The organism is Microbacterium sp. NPDC090225, assembly GCF_044772365.1.
GTDB lineage: Bacteria > Actinomycetota > Actinomycetes > Actinomycetales > Microbacteriaceae > Microbacterium.
The window spans coordinates 2770641-2794150 of record NZ_JBIVYS010000001.1 but is presented as its reverse complement, the minus strand read 5'-3'; the positions used below and the strand labels follow the sequence as shown (position 1 = coordinate 2794150).

21 protein-coding genes and 1 tRNA gene are annotated in these 23510 nt (G+C 68.8%); 8 read left to right on the top strand and 14 right to left on the bottom strand.

The window, feature by feature from the left end; all coding sequences use genetic code 11:
• Positions 1-82: 82 nt before the first annotated feature.
• The 3 genes from ACIQTT_RS13420 to ACIQTT_RS13410 all read right to left on the bottom strand — a co-directional run bounded on the left by ACIQTT_RS13420 (position 83) and on the right by ACIQTT_RS13410 (position 1947).
• Positions 83-643 carry a hypothetical protein gene (locus tag ACIQTT_RS13420; protein WP_402790819.1) on the bottom strand — a complete coding sequence of 187 codons (561 nt, stop codon included), beginning with the start codon at positions 641-643 and terminating at the stop codon, positions 83-85.
• A gap of 119 nt (positions 644-762) precedes the next feature.
• A tRNA-Ser gene (locus ACIQTT_RS13415) sits at positions 763-853 on the bottom strand.
• Between the two features lie 47 nt (positions 854-900).
• On the bottom strand, positions 901-1947 hold the full coding sequence (locus ACIQTT_RS13410; protein ID WP_402790817.1) for a hypothetical protein: 1047 nt from the start codon (positions 1945-1947) through the stop codon (positions 901-903).
• Positions 1948-2068: 121 nt separating this feature from the next.
• On the opposite strand from ACIQTT_RS13410, the gene ACIQTT_RS13405 reads away from it, so the two are divergent.
• Positions 2069-2845 (top strand): hypothetical protein, encoded by a 777-nt coding sequence (locus ACIQTT_RS13405; RefSeq protein WP_402790815.1) that lies wholly within the window; start codon positions 2069-2071, stop codon positions 2843-2845.
• Between the two features lie 292 nt (positions 2846-3137).
• Here the strand turns inward: ACIQTT_RS13405 and cydC are convergent, their stop codons facing one another.
• The 5 genes from cydC to ACIQTT_RS13380 form a co-directional block, all read right to left on the bottom strand.
• Positions 3138-4814, bottom strand: a complete 1677-nt coding sequence (cydC, locus tag ACIQTT_RS13400; RefSeq protein WP_402790812.1) for a thiol reductant ABC exporter subunit CydC — start codon at positions 4812-4814, stop codon at positions 3138-3140.
• On the bottom strand, positions 4811-6475 hold the full coding sequence (cydD, locus tag ACIQTT_RS13395; RefSeq protein WP_402790809.1) for a thiol reductant ABC exporter subunit CydD: 1665 nt from the start codon (positions 6473-6475) through the stop codon (positions 4811-4813). The genes cydC and cydD overlap by 4 nt, the downstream gene beginning before the upstream one ends.
• Entirely contained in the window at positions 6472-7500 is a 1029-nt protein-coding gene (cydB, locus tag ACIQTT_RS13390; RefSeq protein ID WP_402790806.1) for a cytochrome d ubiquinol oxidase subunit II, read from the bottom strand. The genes cydD and cydB overlap by 4 nt, the downstream gene beginning before the upstream one ends.
• A 14-nt stretch (positions 7501-7514) precedes the next feature.
• On the bottom strand, positions 7515-8930 hold the full coding sequence (locus ACIQTT_RS13385; protein ID WP_402790803.1) for a cytochrome ubiquinol oxidase subunit I: 1416 nt from the start codon (positions 8928-8930) through the stop codon (positions 7515-7517).
• Between the two features lie 91 nt (positions 8931-9021).
• On the bottom strand, positions 9022-9648 hold the full coding sequence (locus ACIQTT_RS13380; protein WP_402790800.1) for a helix-turn-helix transcriptional regulator: 627 nt from the start codon (positions 9646-9648) through the stop codon (positions 9022-9024).
• A 149-nt stretch (positions 9649-9797) separates the two neighbouring features.
• Between ACIQTT_RS13380 and radA the strand changes: the two genes are divergently transcribed.
• Positions 9798-11171 carry a DNA repair protein RadA gene (radA, locus tag ACIQTT_RS13375; protein ID WP_402790797.1) on the top strand — a complete coding sequence of 458 codons (1374 nt, stop codon included), beginning with the start codon at positions 9798-9800 and terminating at the stop codon, positions 11169-11171.
• Positions 11172-11228: 57 nt separating this feature from the next.
• Here the strand turns inward: radA and ACIQTT_RS13370 are convergent, their stop codons facing one another.
• From ACIQTT_RS13370 to ACIQTT_RS13355, 4 genes are all read right to left on the bottom strand, one after another.
• On the bottom strand, positions 11229-11639 hold the full coding sequence (locus tag ACIQTT_RS13370; protein WP_402790794.1) for a dehydrogenase: 411 nt from the start codon (positions 11637-11639) through the stop codon (positions 11229-11231).
• A 379-nt stretch (positions 11640-12018) separates the two neighbouring features.
• Entirely contained in the window at positions 12019-12714 is a 696-nt protein-coding gene (locus ACIQTT_RS13365) for a hypothetical protein (protein WP_402790791.1), read from the bottom strand.
• Positions 12715-12724: 10 nt separating this feature from the next.
• On the bottom strand, positions 12725-13228 hold the full coding sequence (locus ACIQTT_RS13360) for an amino-acid N-acetyltransferase (protein WP_247624548.1): 504 nt from the start codon (positions 13226-13228) through the stop codon (positions 12725-12727).
• Positions 13229-13316: 88 nt separating this feature from the next.
• Positions 13317-15845: an ATP-dependent Clp protease ATP-binding subunit gene (locus ACIQTT_RS13355; RefSeq protein ID WP_402790787.1), complete on the bottom strand. Its 2529-nt coding sequence runs from the start codon at positions 15843-15845 to the stop codon at positions 13317-13319.
• Positions 15846-16056: 211 nt separating this feature from the next.
• Here ACIQTT_RS13355 and ACIQTT_RS13350 point away from each other — a divergent pair, with 211 nt between their 5' ends.
• Together ACIQTT_RS13350 and ACIQTT_RS13345 are read left to right on the top strand one after the other, a co-directional pair.
• The gene (locus ACIQTT_RS13350) at positions 16057-16692 is read left to right on the top strand and encodes a hypothetical protein (RefSeq protein ID WP_402790785.1); all 636 of its coding nucleotides are present in this window, start codon (positions 16057-16059) and stop codon (positions 16690-16692) included.
• Positions 16689-16928, top strand: a complete 240-nt coding sequence (locus ACIQTT_RS13345; RefSeq protein ID WP_402790783.1) for a helix-turn-helix domain-containing protein — start codon at positions 16689-16691, stop codon at positions 16926-16928. Before ACIQTT_RS13350 ends, ACIQTT_RS13345 begins: the two co-directional genes overlap by 4 nt.
• Here the strand turns inward: ACIQTT_RS13345 and ACIQTT_RS13340 are convergent.
• The gene (locus ACIQTT_RS13340) at positions 16925-17287 is read right to left on the bottom strand and encodes a YbjQ family protein (protein ID WP_402790780.1); all 363 of its coding nucleotides are present in this window, start codon (positions 17285-17287) and stop codon (positions 16925-16927) included. The genes ACIQTT_RS13345 and ACIQTT_RS13340 overlap by 4 nt on opposite strands.
• A 95-nt stretch (positions 17288-17382) precedes the next feature.
• Here ACIQTT_RS13340 and ACIQTT_RS13335 point away from each other — a divergent pair, with 95 nt between their 5' ends.
• Together ACIQTT_RS13335 and ACIQTT_RS13330 are read left to right on the top strand one after the other, a co-directional pair.
• On the top strand, positions 17383-17730 hold the full coding sequence (locus tag ACIQTT_RS13335) for a hypothetical protein (RefSeq protein WP_402790777.1): 348 nt from the start codon (positions 17383-17385) through the stop codon (positions 17728-17730).
• 165 nt (positions 17731-17895) lie between these two features.
• The gene (locus ACIQTT_RS13330) at positions 17896-19323 is read left to right on the top strand and encodes a dicarboxylate/amino acid:cation symporter (RefSeq protein WP_402790774.1); all 1428 of its coding nucleotides are present in this window, start codon (positions 17896-17898) and stop codon (positions 19321-19323) included.
• 165 nt (positions 19324-19488) lie between these two features.
• On the opposite strand, the gene ACIQTT_RS13325 is transcribed toward ACIQTT_RS13330, so the two are convergent.
• Positions 19489-21219: a cation:proton antiporter gene (locus ACIQTT_RS13325; protein ID WP_402790771.1), complete on the bottom strand. Its 1731-nt coding sequence runs from the start codon at positions 21217-21219 to the stop codon at positions 19489-19491.
• 53 nt (positions 21220-21272) lie between these two features.
• On the opposite strand from ACIQTT_RS13325, the gene ACIQTT_RS13320 reads away from it, so the two are divergent.
• Positions 21273-22313 (top strand): LLM class flavin-dependent oxidoreductase, encoded by a 1041-nt coding sequence (locus ACIQTT_RS13320; RefSeq protein WP_402790768.1) that lies wholly within the window; start codon positions 21273-21275, stop codon positions 22311-22313.
• 215 nt (positions 22314-22528) lie between these two features.
• Positions 22529-23452, top strand: a complete 924-nt coding sequence (locus ACIQTT_RS13315; RefSeq protein WP_402790765.1) for an endonuclease domain-containing protein — start codon at positions 22529-22531, stop codon at positions 23450-23452.
• Positions 23453-23510: the final 58 nt, after the last annotated feature.

Genomic DNA, 23510 nt, shown 5'->3' with positions numbered 1-23510 from the left:
CGCGATCACGGGTCGCTGTCGTCGATGAGGTGGCGTTCTCGCCGAACGATGTTCGGGTCTGTCGTTGTTCCCGCGACCGGCTTCAGTAGTCCGGGCAGAGCACCACGAACGATGCCGTCGCATCCACGCGCTGACCGCCGTCGATCGCCTCATTGAACGTCTGCTCGGAGCCCGCCTCACGTGCGGCGACCGTCGCCGTTCCCGACAGATCCGTCACCGACAGGATCGCGTCGGAGCCGTCGGGCGTGACGGTCACTTCGCCCTCCCCCTGGAAGTTCGCGGCGAACTCGTCGCCTCCGACCCACGCCGCGACACTCGACTCTGCGGGATCCTCGTCGTCGAGACGGAGCGTCACCCCGGTGGACGTTCGCGAGTCGCCACCGATGACGATGATGGAGCCGTCCGGATCGCACATCGGCTGCGTCGCCTCCCCGACGACCTCCCGCTTCTCGCCCTCCCACTCGAACGAGATGCGCACGATCGGGGCGGAGTCGGGGCCGATCGCCTCCGCTGTCGCCGTCGGTGACGGCGCGGGGCTGCCACCGAACGAACATGCGGTGAGCGGGACCGCGGCACAGACGAGCGCGATCGTTGCGCACCTTCTCACCATCAGGGACAGGCCGGTCTTCTCATCGTGGAGCACAGGGCCAGCCTAGGGAACATCGGTCGGAACACGCACGGCCGCATCCCTGCCCGCCTTACCGGCACACATGACGAAGGCCCCGCATCCCAGTGTTTCCAAGGGAGTCGGGGCCTTCGTGGTGGCGGTGACGGTGGGATTTGAACCCACGGTAGGGGGTTACCCTACACAACTTTTCGAGAGTTGCACCTTCGGCCGCTCGGACACGTCACCGCGGACAAGCTTACGACACCGCGCGCTCGCGCGCGAATCGAGAGCGCTCACCAGGCCGCGGCGACCTCCGCGTGCGTGCGCAGGATGCCCTCGGTGGATCCGGCCGGGGCCCGGCCGATGCCGCACTCGGTCGCGACGCCGAACACTGGCACGAATTTGCGGGCCGCGGCGATGCGGCGTTCAGCGCCCTCGGCACCGTCCTCCCGGTGCACGAGCCCGAGGTAGAGCTCGTTCACCGGCAACAACTCTGCGAGCGGAGCGAAGTACGCCTCGTCGTCGCGGTCGATCGGCACCGGCAGGTGGAGCCACGTGAACGCGCGATCGGATGCCTCGGCCACCGCGTTCGCGTAGGCGACGAGGTGCGCAGCATCGGTCGGCTCGAAGAAGTGCTGCTCACCGGCGTCGCCGTAACAGAGGTGCACCCCGACCTCCACGTCGCCCGGCACCGCGTCGACCAGCGTGGCCAGCCGCGCGACGAGCCCGGTGAAGACGTCGCCGTCCCACCAGGCATCCATCAGCGCGCCGTATCCCGACGCGCCCTCGATGATGCCCATCTCGCTCGCGACGTCCCACTGGATCGCGAGGTCGTCGTGCGGGATCGCCTCCGTGATCTCCTCGAGCTCGCGCACCATCGCGGCCGTGTAGTAGACCTCGAACGCCTCGCGGTCGGCGCCCTGGAAGAACGACGAGATCACGGCGAGCGGCGTCGGCAGCGACACCTGGAAGCGCGTGCCCGCGGCGATCGCCCCCTCGTCGCGCAGACGGCGGAAGATCTCGTAGGACTCGATCGCGGCCGACGCGTAGCCGAGCGCGGGAATCGCGATGTCGCCGGGGTCGACCCCCTCGGCGAGGCGCAGCCCGCGCGCATCGAGGCCCGCGCCGAACGGGATCGGCTCGTCGCCCACGCGCTCGATGCCCTCGGCCTCGCCGAGCACGTCGGGCTGGAACATGATCCAGTGGAACCGCTTGCCGACCTCGCCGTCGGGGATGCGTCGGAGGCGATCCCCGAGCAACTCCGATGCCGTGCGCATCGTCGTCTCGGCGTCGTCGAAGTTCACACTGCCCACGAGAAGGGCGCCCTGTGGCTGCGTCATGACCTCAGGGTAGCCGCGGCATCCGACATCGTCCCGACCGGATTAAGCACGGTGACGGCCCGAGCGGTGTCGGAGGGGTCAAGTTAGGATGACCTCAGGGAAACCGAAGGAAGGATGCACCATGGCATTCATCACCTCCGATGCTCTGGCCGAGACCGGATACGTCGTGCTCGACGACCACGATCAGGCCGCCGACCCCGCCGAATGGCTCGACCTCGAGTACATCCCCTGGCGCTCCTCCGGCATCACCCGCTTCGCCCCGCTCGCCAGCTACGCCGGCGACCTCGAGTGCAACGGGTTCTGGAACCACACTCCCCCGCGCACCGACAAGCACGGTGTGTGGGTCGAGCCGCAGGTCGCGCTCGCCCCGACCCTGCAGGCGCGGGCGCTCGAGCCCGGCGCCGCGGTCGGCCGCTGCCGCGTGATCGAACTGCAGCCCAACGAGTACGCCGACGCCATCTACAACCTGCACCAGGACGACAACAACCGCCTCAACGACGAGGGCACCGGCTGGGTCGTGCGCGGGTACTACAACCTCACCGACGATTCCGACTCGATGCTGATCCTGCGCAGCGACCGCTTCGATCCGGCCACCGAGATCCGCCTGCCGCTACGCGAGGGCTCGCGCATCATCGTCGACACGCAGCGCTTCTGGCACGCGGTCTGGCACCGCGGCACCGCCCCGCGCTACGCCCTCATCACCTCGTGGACCTCGGGTCCCGAGCTCGACGCGTACATCGCCGCGAACCACGGCGACCCGCACCCCGCGACCGTCGACCTCGACCCCGCCTTCGTCGATGCCGCGCAGGTCGAACTGCACCGCCGCATCGAGGAGCGCCGCCGCGCCTTCGAGGCCCAGGGCATCGTCATGGAACCCCCGACGCCCCTGCACATCTGACGCCCGCACACCCGCACGGTCGAATCACACCTGCACGACCGGATGCCGCATCTCGCCGTGCAGGTGTGATCGCTCCGTGCACTCGTGAGCGCGCAGCATCCGCTCTTCCCCGCGCGCGGCGCGCGGGTCGCTTCATCTGCAGGGAGAAAAGACACGTGCAGGGACGATCTCGAGAATCCTCCCTGCACGTGTCCGAATTCCCTGCAGGTGACGGCCGCACGTTCGACGAGGGATGCCGCACGCCCCGGTTCCTGAGCGAGCGCAGCGAGACGAAGGGCCGCCCCGCCCTCCTTCAGACCGTACGCCCACCTTCGAGCCGCACGACCCGGTCGACCGACCCGGCGGGCGGTGCGATGTGCGAGATCAGCAGCACCGACTGCTCGCCCGCCGCACCGAGCAGGTCGCGCAGCAGGGCGTCGGAGGCATCCGGGTCGACACCGGCGGTCGGCTCGTCGAGCACCAGCACCGGGAACCCGCGCAGCAGGGCCCGGGCCAACGCCAATCGCTGCGCCTGGCCTCCCGACACGAGCGCACCGCGGTCGCCGACGCGGGCGTCGAGCCCTCCGCGCTCCTGCGCCCAGTCGGCGAGGCCGACCCGCGCGAGCACGTCGAGCAGTTCGTCGTCGGTCGCGGTGTCTCGGGCGAAGAGCAGGTTCTGGCGGATGTCCTCGTCGAACAGCTGCGGGCTCTGCTCGCACAGCCCGACCACGCGTCGCAGAGCCGGCCCCGCGAGCGACGACGCGTCGACGTCGCCGACGAGGTACGAACCCTCGGCCCGCAGGAACCCCACGAGCACCGCGGCGAGCGAGCTCTTGCCCGCCCCGCTGGGCCCCGCGACGAGCACGCGCTCCCCCGGCGCCAGATCGAGAGAGACCCCGCGCAACGCGGGAGCACCGCCGGGCCAGGATGCCGTCACATCACGCAGCCGCAGCGCCGGGGTTCCCACGATCGCCGCGTCTCCCCCGTCGTCGGAGCGCAGCTCGGCCGGCATCCGTTCGGGCAACACGTCGACGATGCGCGCAGCACTCGACCGCACGCTCCGCCACGACGCGGCCGCGATCGGCACCGCCCCGAACACCTCGAACACGACCATCGGCACGAGCACGACGACGGCGAGCCACGGCCCGTCGATCGCTCCGGTCGCCAGGCCGGGTGAGGCGGCGGCGACGGCCCAGACGGATGCCGCGCCCGCGACCGCCGAGACCACTCCGGCGGCTGTGGCCTGCGCGAGCGAGGCGCGGGTCACGACACGTCGGAGCGCGGCATCCGCTGCCATCACGCGCTCGCGCGCCTGCGGCTCGGCCCCGTAGGCGAGGAGCACGTCGAGGCTTCCGAAGTAGTCGACGAGTGCGGCCGAGAGGTCGGCGTGACGATCCGAGACGAGGGCCTCGGCGCGCGAGCCGAACAGCCACCCCATCCCGATCGCGGCGGCGCCCGCGAGGATCAGGCAGGCGAGCAGCGTGAGGGCGGCGATCGGCGAGACGAACGCGATGAACACGACGGCGCCCACGGCCACGAGACCCGAGACGCCCAGCGGCTGGACGACGCGCAGGGGCAGGTTCTGCAGGTTCTCGACGTCGTCGACGAGCGCCGAGAGCACCTTGCCACGGTCGGTGCGACCGAGTCCCGCCGGAGAGAGCGGGATGAGGCGGCGCACCATGTCGGCGCGGGTGGTGGCGAGCTGACGGAGTGCGGCGTCGTGCCCGCTGAGACGCTCGAGGTAGCGGGTGACAGCGCGCGACACCGCGAAGAACCGCACCCCGACCACCGCGATCGACAGCGGCACGAGCGAGTCGACGATCGAGGCGCTGACGATCAACCAACCGCTCACGGCGAGCAGGCTCACGGCGGCGGCGGCCGACAGCAGGCCCCAGATCAGTCCGGGCGTGAAGCGGCCGAGCGGCGGCTGAGCGAGACGCAGCACCTCGCGGATGCGTGCGGCGCGGGTCGTGTCGATCGACGCACTCATGCGTGCACCCCCAGCGCCACGACGTGGTCGGCGATCTCGCGGGCCGTGCGGCGGTGCGAGACGAGGAGGATCATGGCCCCGGCATCCGCCCGCTCGCGCAGCGACGACCACAGGCGCTGCTCGGTGTCTGCGTCGAGGGCGCTGGACGGCTCATCGAGCAGGAGCACCCGACGCGGGCCTGCGGCCTGGCGGTAGAGGGCGCGGGCGACGGCGACGCGCTGCGCCTGTCCGCCCGACAGACCGTTGCCCTGCACGCCGAGCACGAGTTCGGGGTCGAGGTCGGCGCACGCCCCCGCCAGCGAGGCGCGGACCCGCGCCTCGTCGGGCGCATCATCGCCGAGCGACACGTTCGCGGCGATGGTGCCCTGCAGCAGACCGGGGGCTTGACCTGCCCAGGCGGTCCAGTCCGCCGGCGACAGCTCCCGCACATCCACCCCGCCGAGCGCCGCCGCGCCCTCGAACGCCACGGCTCCGCGCAGCGCCGCGAGCAGACTGGTCTTGCCCGACCCGCTCGGCCCCTCGATCAGGGTGATGGTGCCGGGCTCGGCGGCGAACGACACGGGCGGCAGTTCGCGCACGCGCAGGTTCTCGACGGTCAGATGCGGCGGGGCATCCGTACCCAATTCAGGAAGGATGCCGGAAACGGGCCGCGAACCCGCGGAATCAGCCGCCCGCGGAGCCGTTCTTCCTGAGTTAGGTACAGCCTTCCGCCGCGCCCCCGCCTCGTCGAGCACCGCGAAGATGTCCTCGGTCGCCGCCACCCCCTCGGATGCGGCGTGGAACTGCACCCCGACCTGACGGATCGGCAGGAACGCCTCGGGCGCGAGCAGCAGCACGAACAGCCCGATCTCGAGCGACAGGTCGCCCGACAGCAGCCGGAATCCGACCGCCACCGCGATCAGCGCGACCGCGAGCGAAGCCAGCAGCTCCATCGCGAACCCCGAGAGGAACGAGAACCGCAGCACCTTCATGGTCTCGCGGCGGTAGTCGTCGGCCGTGGACTCGATGCGGTCGGCGGCGCGGCGCTCGCGCCCGAACAGGCGCAGCGTCGAGAGTCCCTGCACGGTGTCGGCGAAGCGCACGGCGAGCTGCTGCAGCGTGTTCCACTGCTTCTGCTGCACGGTGCGGGTCGCGATGCCGATGAGGATGAGGAAGAGCGGGATCAGCGGCAGGGTGACGGTGGCGATCAGCCCGCTCTCCCAGTCGAACCACCACATGATCGCGAGCAGCACGGGCGTCGCGATCGCGGTCATCACGAGTTGCGGGATGTACCGCGCGAAGTACGAGTCGAGCGCCTCGAGTCCGTGCCCCGCGGTCACCGCGAGCCCGGCCTGGTTGCGCTGCGCGAGCCACGACGGGCCGAGCGTCCCGACGGCGCGGATGAGCGCGGCTCGCAGCTGCATCCCGGTCTTCGCCGCGGCCCGCGTGCCCGCGGCATCCGAAGCGGCGATCAGCAGCCCGCGCAGCAGGGCGGTGCCGAGCAGGGCGAGGAGGGATGCCGTGACGTCGCGGCCCGCGATGGCGCCGGTGACGGCATCCGTCAGCAGCCCGGCGAAGACGATCACGACCACCGTCTGGACGACGCCGATCAGCGCGGATGCCGCGAGGAATCCCCTCGCGGCACCCGCGTAACGCAGCAGTCTCGGGTCGACGGGTTTCACGCGTGCGCCGGAGCCCCCTCGATGGACGAGCGCGTGACGCGCTTGCGGAAGACCCAGTACGTCCAGGCCTGATAGGCGATGACGAGCGGGGTGGCGATCAGCGCCGTCCAGCTCATGATCTCCAGCGTATATTGCGTGCTCGACGCGTTCGCGATCGTGAGGCTGTGGGCCGGGTCGATCGTCGAGGGCATCACGAAGGGGAACAGCGCGGAGAACAGCATGACCACCGCGAACAGCACGGTGAGCATCCCTCCGATGAACGCCCAGCCGTCGCGGCGCACGAGCGAGAAACCGACGGCGGCGATGAGGCTCACGGCGGCGAGCGCCCCGGCACCGATCACGAGCCACAGCAGCGGCGCCTCGCGGTTCATCGCGATCAGCACGGTCCACACCACGGTCGCCGCCGCGGCGAGGATCGTCGGCCCGGCGGCGAGCTTCGCGAGACGGTGGGCGTCCTCGTGCACGGGGCCGTCGGTCTTGAGGGCGACGAACAGCACGCCGTGCAGGAAGAACAGCAGCAGCGTGGTCACGCCGACCATCAGCGCGTACGGGTTCAGCAGCGAGAAGAAGCCGCCCACGAAGATGTGGTTCTCGTCGAGCGCGACGCCCTGCACGATGTTGCCGAACGCGACGCCCCAGAGCAGGGCCGGCACGACCGAGCCGATCACGATCATCCGGTCGAAGCCCTGCTTCCACTTCTTGCTCTCGCGCTGGTGTCGGTACTCGAACGAGACGCCGCGCAGGATGAGCGCGAGCAGGATGAGCAGCAGCGGCAGGTAGAACCCGCTGAACAGCGTCGCGTACCACTCGGGGAACGACGCGAACAGCACGGCGCCGGCGACGATGACCCAGGTCTCGTTGAGGTCCCACACCGGACCGATGGTGTTGATGACCTGGCGGCGCGAGACGTCGTCCTTGCCGAGGAAGGGCAGCGACATGCCGACGCCGAAGTCGAAGCCGTCGAGCACGAAGTAGCCGACGAAGAAGAAGGCGACGATGAAGAACCAGAGCGTTGCGAGATCCATGGTGTTCCTTCCTCTCAGTACACGACCGACGGCAGCTGGGCCGTCTCCTCGTGGGGTTCTTCGGTGGTGTCGGGGCCCTTCTGGGCAGCTCGGATGATGAGGCGGATCTCGACGACCGCCAGCGACGCGTAGATCGCGGTGAAGGCGATGAGCGAGATCAGCACCTCGAGTCCGCTCACGCCCGGCGAGACGCCGTCCTGCGTGGTCATGAGCCCGAACACGATCCAGGGTTGGCGCCCCATCTCGGTGAAGACCCAGCCCATGATGTTGGCGGCGAGGGCGAGCGGGAACGACCAGATCGCGATCTTCCACATCCACGGCGCGGGCTCGCGCTTCGCGTTCTTGCGGGTGATCCAGAGGCCGACGAGCGCGACGAGGGCGGCGGCGATGCCGAGGCCGATCATCCAGCGGAACGCCCAGTAGGTGACCCAGAGGATCGGGGCGAAGTCGGTGATGCCGGTGTCGGCGAACGTGGTCATGTACTCGGCGTTCAGGTCGTTGATACCGTGCACGCAGGCGTCGAACGAGTGCGTCGACAAGAGCGACAGCAGGTACGGCACGCGGATCGAGAACAGTTCTGAGCTGCCGTCGGGTGTGCCGAGCGTGAAGATGCTGAACGAGGCGTCGTAGCCGCAGACGGTGTTGAACGTCGCCTCCGCCGCGGCCATCTTCATGGGTTGCGCGGCGTACATCGCGAGGCCCAGCTGGTCTCCGGTGAGCACGACGCCGGCGGTCGAGACGATCATCGCCCAGAGACCGAACTTCAGCGAGATGCGCATGGTGTCGAAGTGCTGACGACGGGCGAGGTGCCAGGCCGAGACCGAGATGACGACACCGGCGGCGAACATCAGCGCGCCGAAGATCGTGTGCGGGAAGGCCGCGAGCGCGACGGGGTTGGTGAGCAGCGCCCAGAAGTCGGTGAGCTCGGCGCGGTTCGTCTCGGGGTTGTAGACGTAGCCGACGGGGTTCTGCATGAACGCGTTGGCGGCGATGATGAAGTACGCCGAGAGGATGCTGCCGATCGAGACGCACCAGATGGTGGCGAGGTGCAGCTTCTGGGGCAGCTTGTCCCACCCGAAGATCCAGAGGCCGATGAACGTCGCCTCGAAGAAGAAGGCGAGCAGGCCCTCGAAGGCGAGCGGTGCGCCGAAGACGTCGCCGACGAAGCGGGAGTAGTCCGACCAGTTCATGCCGAACTGGAACTCCTGCACGATGCCGGTGACGACACCCATGGCGAAGTTGATGAGGAAGATCTTGCCGAAGAAGCGCGTGAGGTGCAGGTACTGCACCTTGCCGGTGCGCACCCACGCGGTCTGGAAGATCGCCGCCACCAGCGCCATGCCGATCGTGAGCGGCACGAACAGGTAGTGGTAGACGGTCGTCAATCCGAACTGCCATCGTGACAGGACCAGGGGGTCGAGCCATTCCATGGAGCACTCCTCTTTCTCAGCCTGCTGCCACGCTAACGACGGGCCTGCCGCCCTCGTGGGGCTGCGGGCCGTGAATAAAACGGATGCTCGCCTAGGCGGCGGACATCTCCGTCAGACGCAGCTGCACGGTGCAGTCCGCCGGGAGGGCGGACGTGCGCACGGCATCCGCAGAGATCGGCCCACCGGCTTCGGTGAGCACCCCCTGCATGAGGCCGAGATGCACGCTGCAGAGCATCGGACGGTCTTCCGCGCGGCCCGCGGCATGCGGGCACGGGCTGAGATCGACGGTGAGCCGCACGTCGTCGACGACGGGCTCGAAGCCGCTCTCTTCCAGGTGTTCGATGAGTGCATCGAGTTGATAGGTCGCGTCGCGACCGAGATCGGATGCCGCGGCGGGGAGCACCCGGCGCAGGAGGTCTCCGCGGCGGGCCGCGGCGCTGACCTTGTCGCGCGCGATGGGGCTGGAGGCATCCGCCATCCCGGTCGCGGCGCTGTAGAGGGTGCGGGGGCGGCCGCGGGTGGTGCGGTGCTCGGTGGCCGCGATCACGTATCCGCCCTCGATGAGGCGCTGCAGGTGCTCGCGCACCGTGTTGGCGTGGAGGCCGGTGGCCTCGCACAGCTCGCCGATCGTGCGCTGCGCACGGGTCTGCACGAGGTGCAGGAGCTGCACTCGTGAGTACGTGGAGATCGGCCCGCAAATGGGCCCGGCGCTGGCCATGACTCCAGTATGGCCGCGGGGTCGGACACGTGGGGACCGTTTGCGATAGGGATGTCGGATGCCCGCGATAGCCCGGTCGCATGGGTGCGCCGGGTGCCGGTTCCCGGCGCCTGCGCCGCGATGTCGGATGCCGCGGCTAGCCTGGCTGAATGGCCACCCGTCGTCCCGCCCCGCCCGCGTACGTCTGCACCGAGTGCGGGTGGACGACCGCCAAGTGGGTGGGCCGCTGCGGCGAGTGCCAGCAGTGGGGAACGGTGCAGGAGCAGGCGACGAAGACCGGCATCGTGCAGCGCGTGAGCGCGCAGTCGCCGCTGGCGGAGAAGGCCGCGCGTCCGATCACGCAGATCACCACGACCGATGCCCCCCGCCGCACGAGCGGAGTCGGCGAGTTCGACCGCGTGCTCGGCGGCGGCATCGTGCCGGGGGCGGCGATCCTGCTCAGCGGCGAACCGGGAGTGGGCAAGTCCACGCTGCTGCTCGAGGTCGCGGCGAAGGCCGCGCACGCCGGGCGGCGGGTGCTCTACGCGAGCGCCGAGGAGTCCCCCGCTCAGGTGCGTCTCCGCGCCGAGCGCACCGGGGCGCTGCACGACGAGCTGTACCTGGCGAGCGAGACCGATCTCGCCACGATCCTGGGTCACATCGACCAGGTGCAGCCGCAGCTCGTGATCGTCGACTCGGTGCAGACCGTCTCCTCGGCGATGATCGACGGTGCGGCCGGGCAGCCCAGCCAGGTGCGCGAGGTGGCCTCGACGCTCATCCGCATCGCGAAGGACCGCGACCTGCCGATCATCATCGTCGGGCACGTCACGAAGGACGGCCAGGTCGCCGGCCCGCGCGTGCTCGAGCACCTGGTCGATGTGGTGTGCCACTTCGAGGGAGACCGGCAGACGTCGCTCCGCTTCATCCGCGCGCTCAAGAACCGGTTCGGCCCCACCGACGAGGTGGGATGCTTCGAGATGACCGGCGACGGCATCGCCGAGGTTCCCGACCCCTCCGGGCTGTTCCTCTCACAGGGCGCGACCGAGCCCGGCACCTGCGTGGCCATTTCGCTCGAGGGGCGCCGCGCCCTCCCCGTCGAGGTGCAGGCGCTCACCGTGCCCACGCAGGCGCCGAACCCCCGCCGCGTCGTGCAGGGCGTCGATGCGGCGCGGGTCGCGATGGTGCTCGCGATCCTCGAGCGTCGAGCGGGAGTGCCCACGAGCAACCTCGACGTGTACGTCTCGACCGTGGGAGGAGTGCGCTTCACCGAACCGGCCGCCGACCTGGCGATCGCGATCGCAGTGGCGGGGTCGATCCGTCAGATCTCGGTGCCGCGCACGGTGGCGGCCGTCGGCGAGCTCAGTCTGGCGGGCGAGATCCGCCCCGTGACCCAGTCGGCGCAGCGCCGATCCGAGGCCGCGCGCCTGGGCTACGAGCAGGTCGTCGACGACCGGTCGAAGACGCTGCGCGCCGCCCTCACCGACGTGAAGGCGCGCAGCGGCGGAGGCGGTCGACGCGACGAGCGCGATATTCCGCCGTTCTGAGGACAGTCCCGGCGGAGGGTCTGCGGAGGGCTCGTCGGGAGGCTCCCCTCGCGCGCCTCAGGCTTCGAGCGCCTTGAGCAGCTCCTGGGGCGAGGCCTGCATCGGGTGAGGACCCGCGATATCGAGGAACACGGTCGTGATCGGATGCGTGCCGAGGAAGTTCCGCAGCCACTCGGCCGTGTAGATGCCGACGCCGGGCGGCAGGTTGTCGGGCTTGTTCTTCGCGTCGCTGAACAGCAGCAGCGCGAGGTCGCCGGTGCTCGGGTCGCGGTAGGTCCACACCTCGCCGGTGTCGAGAGGGTTGTCGCGCGCCCCGGGCTTCACCAGCGGCACGACCGTCGTGCCGTTGCGCAGCGCGAGGGCTACCGCCGCGACATCCTGCTTCTCGAGCGCCAGTGCCAGGGCATCCGATCGGAAGTCCTCGGGGGCCGGCTTCTGCTTCGAGCTCTTCGCCTTCTTCGCTGCCATGCCTCCAGCCTAGGCGCGCGAGAAACCACATTCGCCGCGAACCATCACGTCTGGCGTGGTGTCTCGCGGCGAAAGTGACGTTCTCGACGCGAGCGGAGCCCGCGGAGACGATTGGGGCCCTCTCGAGTCCCACATTGGGGACTGGGGTACTCGAGAGGGCCCTCGGATTCTCGAGCGGCGGTGTCGAAGCGCTGGGGACGCTGTAAGTCGACGCCACTGGGGATGGCATGGTGCCGCATGAATCAGAGAATCGACTTCAATGGTATCCCAAAGAACCAGCCCTGTCAGCCGTTACCGATGCATCAGAGCTTTTCGGAACAATAAACCGGGACTCCTACGCTTTTCGAAGCGTTTCGAGCCGAAGACGGTCGGAATCGACTCAGTAGAGCAGGATCTGCTGCGTGGATACACTGGCGAATCCACCGATCGACACGGCCACGTGATACGACGCGCCGCCGCCCGGAGCCCGCTGGCGGTTCTCCTGCTCGCAGGTCTCGACGCTCGATCGCGTGCGATCCCAGGTGACCGGGTCCTTGCTCGTGACGGTCGTTCCCGCGGTGAGCGTCGCGATCATGCTGCTCGGGTTCTGCTGGCAGTCGGTCGAGCGCCACCACACGTCGGAGCCGCTCGAGACCGTGATCGACTGCATGGTCGAGCCGACGTCGAGCGTGCAGTCGCTCGAGCCCCGGTTGGTGAGCGAGATCGACAGCTTCGGCAGCACACCGTCGGCGTACGATTCGGCGTCGGCGACGGCCTTCACCTCGATGTCCTTCGCCTGGCACGCCACGATCGCCGGCGTCTGCGATGCATCCGGCACGTCCTCCGGAGCCTCGTCCGGCGGGAGCTGCGGGTTGGATGCCTCGGCATCCGGACTCGCGACCGTGCCGGGCGTCGGGGTCGACGCGGTCGACGAGGTCGTCGGGGTGGGCTTCGGGGTGCTCTCGGTCGCGGCCGAGGCCCACGGCTGGGCGATCAGCAACCACACGCCGATGCCGATGGCCGCCAGCACGAGGATCAGCCCGCCGAGCAGAACGATGCGCCGACGACGATAGACGGCTGCGGACTGACGGGGCATGGGTTCCAGGCTAGTTCAGGTGCTTCAGCATCCGCGTGTTGCCGAGCGTGTTGGGCTTGACGTGCGCGAGATCGAGGAATTCCTCGACACCCGCGTCGCCGCTGCGCAGGAGCTGCGAGTACACATCGGGATCGACGACCTGCTCACCGATGGTGGTGAATCCGCGGCGCGTGAAGAACTCCACCTCGAACGTGAGGCAGAACAGCCGCGAGAGTCCGAGCGTGACCGCGTTCTGCTCGAGGCGGTCGACGATCGCGCGCCCCACCCCGTGGTGCAGCCAGGCGTCGCTGACGAGCAGCGTACGCACCTCGCCCAGGTCTTCCCAGAACACATGGAGCGCACCGCATCCGATCAGTTCGCCGTCGGCCTCGGCCACGACGAACTCCTGCACGGCGCCGTAGAGCACGGCGAGGTCCTTGCCCAGCAGGATGCGTTGCTCGACCATCGGCTGCAGCAGATTTCGGATGCCGACGATGTCGGCGCTCCGTGCCGGCCGGACGATGTAGTCACTCACCCGTCCAGCCTAGAACCGCCGCTCGCCTGCGACCTTGAGGCGGGCACAGAAAAGGGGCGGATGCCGAAGCATCCGCCCCTCCTTCAGGTCACTCCCCGCTGGCGATGGCCAGGTCGGGCGTGCCGGAGATGTCGCCACCGGTGTTGACGCCGACCGAGACCGGGCCGCCCTCGCGCGGACCGTGCTCGAACAGGAACTCCCCGTCCTTGGCGTCGACCTTCACGTGGTCGCCCGAGTTGAGCTCGCCGTGCAGGATCTTCTCCGACAGACGATCCTCGACCTCGTGCTGCATCGCGCGACGCAGCGGACGGGCACCGAGCGACGGGTCGAACCCGATCTCGATGAGACGCTCCTTGGCGGCCTGCGACAGCTCGATCGTCATGTCGCGGTCGAGCAGCCGCTCGCTGAGGCGCTTGGTGAACAGATCGACGATCTGCACCAGCTCCTCCTTGTTGAGCTGCGGGAACACGATGATGTCATCGACACGGTTGAGGAATTCGGGCTTGAAGTGCCGCTTGAGCTCTTCGTTCACCTTGCCCTTCATCCGCTCGTAGGTCGTGGCGTTGCTGCCCTCGATCTGGAAGCCGACCGGGCCCCCGGCGATGTCGCGCGCACCGAGGTTCGTGGTCATGATGATGACGGTGTTCTTGAAGTCCACCACGCGACCCTGGCCATCGGTGAGCCGACCCTCTTCGAGGATCTGCAGCAGCGAGTTGAAGATGTCGGGGTGGGCCTTCTCGATCTCGTCGAACAGCACCACGCTGAACGGCTTGCGGCGCACCTTCTCGGTGAGCTGGCCACCCTCTTCGAATCCGACGAACCCGGGAGGGGCACCGAACAGACGCGAGACGGTGTGCTTCTCGCCGAACTCGCTCATGTCGAGCGAGATGAGGGCGGCCTCGTCGTCGAACAGGAACTCGGCGAGCGCCTTGGCCAGCTCGGTCTTTCCGACGCCCGTGGGGCCGGCGAAGATGAACGAGCCCGAGGGACGCTTCGGGTCCTTGAGGCCGGCGCGCTGACGGCGGATCGTCTTCGACAGGGCGGCGATGGCCTCTTCCTGACCGATGACCCGCTGGTGCAGAGCCTTCTCCATGAAGACGAGTCGCGAGGACTCCTCTTCCGTCAGCTTGAAGACGGGAATGCCGGTGGCCTGTGCGAGCACCTCGGCGATCAGACCCTCGTCGACCACCGCGGAGGTGGCGACGTCGCCCGCACGCCACTGCTTCTCGAGGCGCAGACGCTCGGCGAGGAGGCTCTTCTCCTCGTCGCGGAGGGCGGCGGCCTTCTCGAAGTCCTGCTCTTCGCTGGCGACTTCCTTCTGCTCGCGCACCTTGGCGATCTTCTCGTCGAACTCGCGCAGCTCGGGCGGGCTCGACAGGATCGACAGACGCAGGCGTGCGCCGGCCTCGTCGATCAGGTCGATGGCCTTGTCGGGCAGGAAGCGGTCGGAGACGTAGCGGTCGGCGAGGTTCGCCGCCGCGACGATCGCGCCGTCCGTGATCTGCACCTTGTGGTGCGCCTCGTAGCGGTCGCGCAGACCCTTGAGGATGTTGATCGCGTGCGGCAGGCTCGGCTCGTTGACCTGCACCGGCTGGAAGCGGCGCTCGAGCGCGGCATCCTTCTCAAAGTGCTTGCGGTACTCGTCGAGCGTGGTGGCGCCGATGGTCTGGAGCTCACCGCGGGCGAGCAGCGGCTTGAGGATGCTGGCCGCGTCGATCGCACCCTCGGCGGCACCCGCACCCACCAGGGTGTGGATCTCGTCGATGAAGACGATGATGTCGCCGCGCGTGCGGATCTCCTTGGTGACCTTCTTCAGGCGCTCCTCGAAGTCACCGCGGTAGCGGGAACCGGCGATGAGCGAGCCGAGGTCGAGCGAGTACAGCTGCTTGTCCTTCAGCGTCTCGGGCACATCGCCCTTGACGATGGCCTGCGCGAGGCCCTCGACGACGGCGGTCTTGCCGACGCCGGGCTCACCGATCAGCACGGGGTTGTTCTTGGAGCGGCGGGAGAGGATCTGCATGACCCGCTCCGCCTCCTTCTCGCGCCCGATGACCGGGTCGAGCTTGTTGTCGCGCGCGGCCTGCGTCAGGTTGCGACCGAACTGGTCGAGAACCTGCGAGCCGCCCTGCGCGCTCGGGGTGTCGTTGCTCTGCGCGCCGACGGCGGCCGGCTCGCGGCCCGGGGCGCCCGAGAGCAGCTGGATGACCTGCTGGCGCACCTTGTTGAGGTCTGCGCCGAGCTTGACGAGCACCTGCGCGGCGACGCCCTCACCCTCGCGGATGAGACCGAGCAGGATGTGCTCGGTGCCGATGTAGTTGTGGCCGAGCTGCAGGGCCTCGCGGAGGCTGAGCTCGAGCACCTTCTTGGCGCGGGGGGTGAAGGGGATGTGGCCGGTCGGCTGCTGCTGCCCCTGGCCGATGATGTCCTGCACCTGCTCGCGCACTGCGTCGAGGGAGATGCCCAGGGACTCCAGCGCCTTGGCGGCGACGCCCTCGCCTTCGTGGATGAGACCGAGCAGGATGTGCTCGGTACCGATGTAGTTGTGGTTGAGCATCTTCGCCTCTTCTTGGGCGAGGACGACCACACGACGGGCTCGGTCCGTGAATCTCTCGAACATTGTCAACTCCTTGGTTCGCACGTTCCCTGTGGGTGCGAGCGCTTGTATACCGAGAGTAACGACCGCGGATGCCGTGTATGCCCGTGTTCGCCGTCGGCATAGTGCGGTGACGTCCTGCTACGCGGCCGATGGGACGGAAGGGTTGACGCCTTTATCGAGAGTCGATATGTTAACGGGAATCGATAACAACGATCATCGATAAGGAGTGGATATGGACCCGCGCACCGGATCTCTCACCCGCGGCGACCGCTGGTCGCTCATCGCGTTCGCCCTCACCGGTCTCGCGATCGCGGGATGGTTCGTCATTCAGACCACCGGCCGCATCATCTCCCTGGCGCGCGGCATCGACGTGCCGGTCGCGGTGGACTTCATCGACACGACGACCGACATCCCCTTCACCGACCGTTCGGACTCGGTCGCGGTACGCCTCGACGGCGGAATTCTCACGGCGCCTCAGCTGACTCCGATCGCGACCGTGCCGGGGATCCTCGGGCAGATCGTGCTCGCCCTCACGGTCGTGACCGTCATCGGATGCCTCCTGCTCCTCTCCCGCGGCATCCTCCGTGGACAGATGTTCAGCCGTCGTCACACCGTCCTCGTCTCCGTCGCGGGTATCGGCGGCTTGATCGGCTTCGCGCTCGCCCGCCTCTTCGACAACATGCTCGCCAACGCCACCGTCTCGCTGATGACCGACAACCGGCTCGATACGGCAGTGCTCACCGTCGAGCCGTTCACCTGGGTGCTCGCCGCCTTCATCGTCGCGGTGATCTCCACGGCATTCACCATCGGCGACCGCCTGCAGCGCGAGAAGGCAACGCTCCAGAAAGACACGGAGGGGCTCGTATGACGCCCGCGGAGAACGACGACGAGCTCACCGGCATCCACTGCCGTCTCGATGAGCTGCTCGCCGCGCGAGGCATGACCCTCACCGAGCTCAGTGCGCGTGTGGGCGTGAGCATCGTCAACCTGTCGGTGCTCAAGAACGACCGCGCCCGCGCCATCCGCTACTCGACACTGCGGGCGATCTGCGACGCGCTCGGCTGCGAGGTCGGCGAGCTGCTGGTGCTCGCCGACCGCCCCTAGAACCGGGGCGGCTGGGGCGGCGCGGGCTGTTGCGGCTGCGGGGCGAGCGGCTCGACGACCACCGCAGTGCCGTAGGCGCAGATCTCGGTGAAGTTCTGGATCGACCCGGCGTCGAAGCGCATCGCGACGATCGCGTTGCCGCCGCGCTGCTGCGCCTCAGCCCACATGCGGCCCATGACGACCTGCCGCGCCTCGTACATGACCTGGGTGTACTCGGGGATCTCCCCACCGCCGAGAGAACGGAAGCCCGCGGCGAACCCCTGCCCGAAATCGGTCGAGCGCACCGTGAGGCCCATGACCTCGCCGAGCACCTGAGTGATGCGGTAACCCGGAATATCGTTCGTCGTCACCATGAACATGAGGCCATCGTGCCACCACTACCAGAAATCGTGATGGGTAAATATCCCCATGCTGATATTCCTATCAATGGCCTGAGAGCCGATAACCTGGCCGCATGATGAACTTCGACCGGAAACTGCGTACCCGCTCCCGCCTGCTGCTGGCCCTGCCCGCTGCGGCCCTCGCCCTCTCGCTCGCCGCCTGTGGTGGTGCGAGCCGTCCGTCCGAGGCGCAGGTCGCCGACGGGCTCACCAAGTACTTCGAAGACGCCGGCCAGTCCGAGATCTTCACCGCCGACGCCGCCGAGTGCTTCGCCGGATACCTCGTCGACTCCGACCTCAGCAACGAGACCCTCAACTTCCTCGCCAACGGCGAGGACAAGCAGGCCAACCAGGAGGACAAGGATCTCACCACCAAGATCCTCCAGGACAACATGGCCGAGTGCATGGGGACCGGAGAGTAATCCTCCCGCTCTGACCTCCGGTCGGATCGACATCGAAGGATGACGGATGCTGCGGCATCCGTCATCCTTCGTCATTTCCGCCCAGGGAATTCTCAGACAGACCTAGCGTTGAACGTTCTGGCGTGCATATCGGCATGCCGCAATCTGTTCTGGAGTTCCCCCGCAATGAGTACCACCGCTCGCGCGCAGAAGGCGCCTGATACCCGCGGACCGATCCGGAAGCTGCTGACGTCATTCGGCTTCCAGATCCTCGCCGCCCTCGTCCTCGGCATCGCCGCCGGCCTCATCGGCCGCCAGCTCGGCGCCACCGCCGAGAACCCGAACGGCCTCTCGGCCACCCTCGACACCATCGGCAGCTCGTACGTGACGCTGCTGCGCGCCGCCGTCGTGCCCCTCATCTTCACCGCCATCGTGGCGAGCATCTCGAACCTGCGACGCGTGCAGAACGCTGCCCGCCTCGCCGGGCAGACGCTGCTGTGGTTCGCGATCACCGCGTTCATCGCCGTCGTCATCGGCATCGTGCTCGGCCTCGTCATCCAGCCCGGTGCCCGCGCGGGTGAGGGCCTCGAGCCCGGCGAGCCCTACACCGTCGGCACGTGGTGGAACTTCCTGCTCGGGCTCATCCCGCAGAACTTCCTCGGCATCGGCGTGAGCAGCTCGTTCGACGCCGAGGCCGGCGCCGTCTCGTCGAGCGTCAGCTTCAACATCCTGCAGGTCATCGTCGTCGCCGCGGTCGTCGGCATCGCCGCACTCAAGGCCGGCAAGAAGGCCGAGCCGTTCCTCGTGTTCACCGAGTCGCTGCTCAAGGTCATCCAGCGCGTGCTGTGGTGGATCATCCGCATCGCCCCGCTCGGCACCTTCGGCCTCATCGGCGCCGCCGTCATCAAGTACGGCTGGGAGAAGCTCGCCTCGCTCGGATGGTTCGCGATCGCGATCTACATCGGCCTCGCGCTCGTGCTCTTCGTCGTCTACCCCGTGCTGGTGAAGACCCACGGCCTGTCGATCAAGCAGTACTTCTCGGGCGTCTGGCCCGCCGTGCAGCTGGCCTTCGTCAGCCGCTCGTCGATCGGCACCCTGCCGCTCACCGAGCGCGTCACCGAGCGCAACCTCGGCGTGCCCCGCTCCTACGCCTCGTTCGCCGTGCCGTTCGGCGCCACCACCAAGATGGACGGCTGCGCCGCGATCTACCCGGCCATCGCCGCGATCTTCGTGGCGCAGTTCTTCGGCATCGAGCTCAACTTCGTGCAGTACCTGCTCGTCGTGATCGTCTCGGTCGTCGGTTCCGCCGCCACCGCCGGCACCACGGGCGCGGTCGTCATGCTCACGCTCACGCTGTCGACGCTCGGCCTGCCGCTCGAGGGCGTCGGACTGCTGCTCGCGATCGACCCGATCCTCGACATGGGCCGCACCGCGGTCAACGTCGCGGGACAGGCGCTCATCCCGACGATCGTCGCCAAGCGCGAAGGCATCCTGAACGAGGATCTCTACAACGCGCCGCGCGCGGGCCTGCCCTTCGCCGAGGACGATGACGACGACGCCCCCGAGGCGGATGCCGGCACCCCGGCCACCCCGGAGCCCGCCGCCACGCGCTGATCACCACCCCGCGGCCGCCGCACCACCCCGCCGAGATCCCCCTTTCGGCACGAGATCCCCCTCTTCCGCACGTGCGAAGAGGGGGATCTCGTACGTAGAGGGGGACCTCGGCGATCGACGACGGGGGCGCGGACGGGGAGGACGGGACGGGAGCGGATGCCGCAGCTACGCGCGCTCGCCCGGACGGGTCGCCCCGCGGGTGTCCATGGCGAGCTCCTCGGCATCCATCGCCGCGATCAGCTCGCGCATGACCTCCTCGTCGAGGTTGCCCTTGTCGCGCTCCTCGAGCAGGATCTCGCGGCGCACCTGCAGCCACCCCTTCGACAGGGCGACGAGGTCGTCGTAGGAGGGCTTGGCGACCGAGTCCTCGACCTCCTGCGCCTCGTCGGTGTCCTTCTCGACGCGGGTCATGCGCTTGGCGAAGGCGTCGAAGATCGACAGGTCGATCTCGCCGTACTTCTCCTCCCACTCCACGCGCTTCTCGGCCAGGAAGGCCTTGCCGGCCTTGCGGCTCTTCTCCTTCACGGCGGCGAGCGCCTTCTCGTCCTCGGCGTGATCGACGTCACTGGCGATGCCGAGGCGGCGGATCAGCATCGGCAGGGTGAGCCCCTGTAGCAGCAGTGTGCCGACGGTCACGACGAACGCGACCACCACGATCGCGTGCGAGGCCTCCTCGTCGAGGGTCGCGAGATCCGCCGCGGCGAGCGCGGTCGCGAGTGTGACCACGCCCCGCATGCCCGCCCACGAGATCACGGCGTTGTCCTTCCAGGTGAGCTGGAGCCCGGCCATCCGATCGCGCACGATCTGGGTGCGCAGCTCGTCGGGGCTGTACTGACCCCAGCGCCGCGACTGCTTCTGCCGCTTCTGGAACTCTCCCGACTCGACCCCGCGATCCCAGCGCTCCAGACGCTTGCGGTCCTGGAAGTTCGCCCAGGCGCTCACCGGATAGATGTAGAGCGGGCGCACGACGAGCACCACGACGAGCACGACGCCCGAGAGCAGCAGGATCTCGCCGATCGACTCGGCCCCGAGGTCGCTGACCACGCGCGGCAGCTGCAGACCGATGTACGCGAACACGAAGCTCTCGAGCAGGAAGTCGGCCGAGAGCCAGATCGGCTTCTCCTGCTGCCGGGTCGTGTAGTCGGTGCGCGGGGCGTTGAAGCCCACGTAGAGGCCCATCGCGACGACCGCGAGCACGCCCGAGCCGTTCAGGTGCTCGGCGATCGCGTAGGCACCGAAGGGCGCGAGCAGCCCGAACGTTCCGATCACGACCGCGTCGTTGATGCGCATGCGCAGTTGGTGCAGCGCGACGCCGAACACGAGGCCGATGAGGACGCCGACCGCGACGGCGACGATGAACTGCCAGACGCCGTCCCAAACCGTGAGCGTCGCACCCGCGAGGATCGCCGCGAACACCCGGTACAGCGTCAGCGAGGTCGCATCGTTGATGAGGCTCTCGCCCGAGAGCACGGTCATGATGCGCCTCGGCAGGCCGAGCTTGCGGCCGATCGCGGCGGCCGAGACCGCATCGGGCGGCGAGACGATCGCGCCGAGCAGGAGCGCACCGGGAAGGCCCAGGTCGGGGAAGATCCACCACGCGATCAGGCCCACGGCGAGCGCCGTGATCAGCACCAGCCAGATACCCAGTCGCCGGATCTGCGGCAGGCTGCGCTTGAACCCGACGAACGAGACGTCGAGGGCCGCCGAGTACAGCAGCGGCGGCAGCACGAGGTTCAGCAGCAGGTGCCCGTCGGCGCGCAGCTCGGGCACGAACGGCAGGAACGACACCGCGAGCGCGACGACCGTGACGAGCAGGGGCGCAGGCCACCCGCGCCACCGGGCGATGGCCGCCACGACGACGGCGCCGACGAGGACGTAGAAGATCTCGGCATCCATGCTGGCCAGGGTATCGGGGAATGCCGCGCCTTCCTGGTCGGTTGCAGCAGGGGATGAATGACGTCGCACTCTCCGTCCTCGACCTCGTGCCCGTGCGCACCGGTCAGACCAGCGCCGAGGCCATCCGCGCCTCCCTCTCGCTCGCCGAGATCGCCGACCGGCTCGGCTATCGCCGCTACTGGTTCGCCGAGCACCACAACATGCCGGCCGTGGCATCCACCACTCCCCCGGTGCTGATCGCCGCCGCCGCGACCCGCACCTCGAGCATCCGCCTCGGCTCCGGTGGCGTCATGCTGCCGAACCACGCGCCGCTCATCGTCGCCGAGCAGTTCGCCGCCCTGGCCGCCATCGCGCCCGGGCGCATCGACCTCGGCCTCGGGCGCGCACCCGGCAGCGACCCCGTGATCACGCAGTTGCTGCGCGGCTCGGGCGTCACCAGCGACGTCGAGCAGTTCCCCCGCCACGTGCAGGACATCGCCGCGCTCGTCTCGAACGAGGGCGCGACCGTGCGGTTCACCTCCGGCGGCGAGTACACCGTGCGCGCGACGCCCGCGGCGACCGACGCCCCCGAGGTGTGGCTGCTCGGCTCGAGCGACTACTCGGCCCAGCTCGCGGCATCTCACGGCCTTCCCTACGTGTTCGCCAACCATTTCTCGGGCGAGGGCCTCGAGCGCGCGCTCGATCTCTACCGCACGAACTACCAGCCGAGCGAGGAGCACCCGTCGCCGCGCACCTTCCTGACGGTCAATGCGGTCGCGTCGCCGACCGTCGAGGAGGCCGAGGCACGCGCCCTGCCGCAGCTGCGCATGATGTCGCGGTTGCGCCTGAACAAGCCGCTCATCGCGCTCGAGACGGTGGAGGAGGCTCTGGCCGCCGAATCGGATGCCGCGACCGACCAGGTCGTGCAGGCCGCCCGCTCGCGCTGGTTCGTCGGGACGGGAGAGTCCGTCGCCGCCGAGGTGCGCGAGTTCGCGAGCCGCTGGGGCGTCGACGAGGTCATGCTCTCCCCCGTCGCCGGTGCCTACGAGGCCGAGGCCGCCGAATCGGCCGCGGGCCGCGCCCAGACCCTGGAGTTGGTCGCCGCAGCGCTCTAACCCCCCTCCCCCTCCGCCCTCCCTACCCTCCCCGCTGAGGGATCAATATGTCGGCTTCGCAGCACGACTGACACGACATTTTGATCCCGCGCGGGCTTCGAGCGGGAGCCCGCACGGGCGGCGAGCGGAATTCCACAGGGCCAGTTATCCACAGATCCCGCAGGAAGGTCGGATCTCGCGGGGTCCAGCCGGTCGGGAGCGGAGACGATGACCCGATGCGTCATCGAATCCCCCTCCCGGCCGAACTCGGCCCGTGCTTCTCCGTCCGCGATGCCGAGCGATCGGGCGTGGGTCGAACGCGACTGGCCGCTCGAGATCTCGCCCGCCCGTTCGACGGCATACGCGCACTGCAGCATCCGGAGAACTTCGCGCAACAGCTCGCGTGCTTCGCCCCACGAATACGACCGGGGCAGGTTCTCGCCGGACGGACTGCGGCGCGCCTCTGGGGTCTCCCCCTGCCGATGCGCTGGCGCCTCGACGAGCCGATCGATGTCGCCGTGGCGACCGGAACCAGTCCCCCGCGCACCAGTGGAGTAAGGGGCCGAAAGTTGGCCGGCGAGCGTCTCGCGGCCCTCATGATCGACGGTATGCCCGTGCTCGACCCGATCGCCACGGTTTTCCTCTGCGCCGCAGAGCTGACGCCTCGCCAGACCGCCGTGATGGTCGAGGCGTTGATCTCGACGGCACGGAACTATCCCGGCATCCGCCTCGATCGCCCTCCCGCCACGCTTGCGATGATCAGCGATCGGATCGAGGAATGGGGCCGCTTCCCGGGGTGCGGAAAGGTTCGCGACGCGCTGAGGATCGTGCGTGAAGGGGCGGAGTCGCCCAAGGAAACCGAGACGAGGATGCTGCTGAGCGACTTCCATCTCCCCGAACCGGTCGTACAGCATTCCGTCGTCATCGACGGTCGCTTCCTCGCGCGGGTCGATCTCGCCTACCCGCAGTGGCGGATAGCCATCGAGTACGAGGGCGATCACCACCGGACCGATCGGAACCAGTGGCAGACAGACATCCGTCGACACCGCGCCCTCGAGGACCACGGATGGATCGTGATCCGGGTCACGCAGCTCGATCTCCACGGCGGAGGTGCGGCCCTCGCCGCGCGAATCCGCCGAGCGATCGCATCCCGCCGCTGATACGACCCGAGCCCGGTCTCCCCTCCCCTTCCCACCTCCCTCCGGGATCAGAATCTCT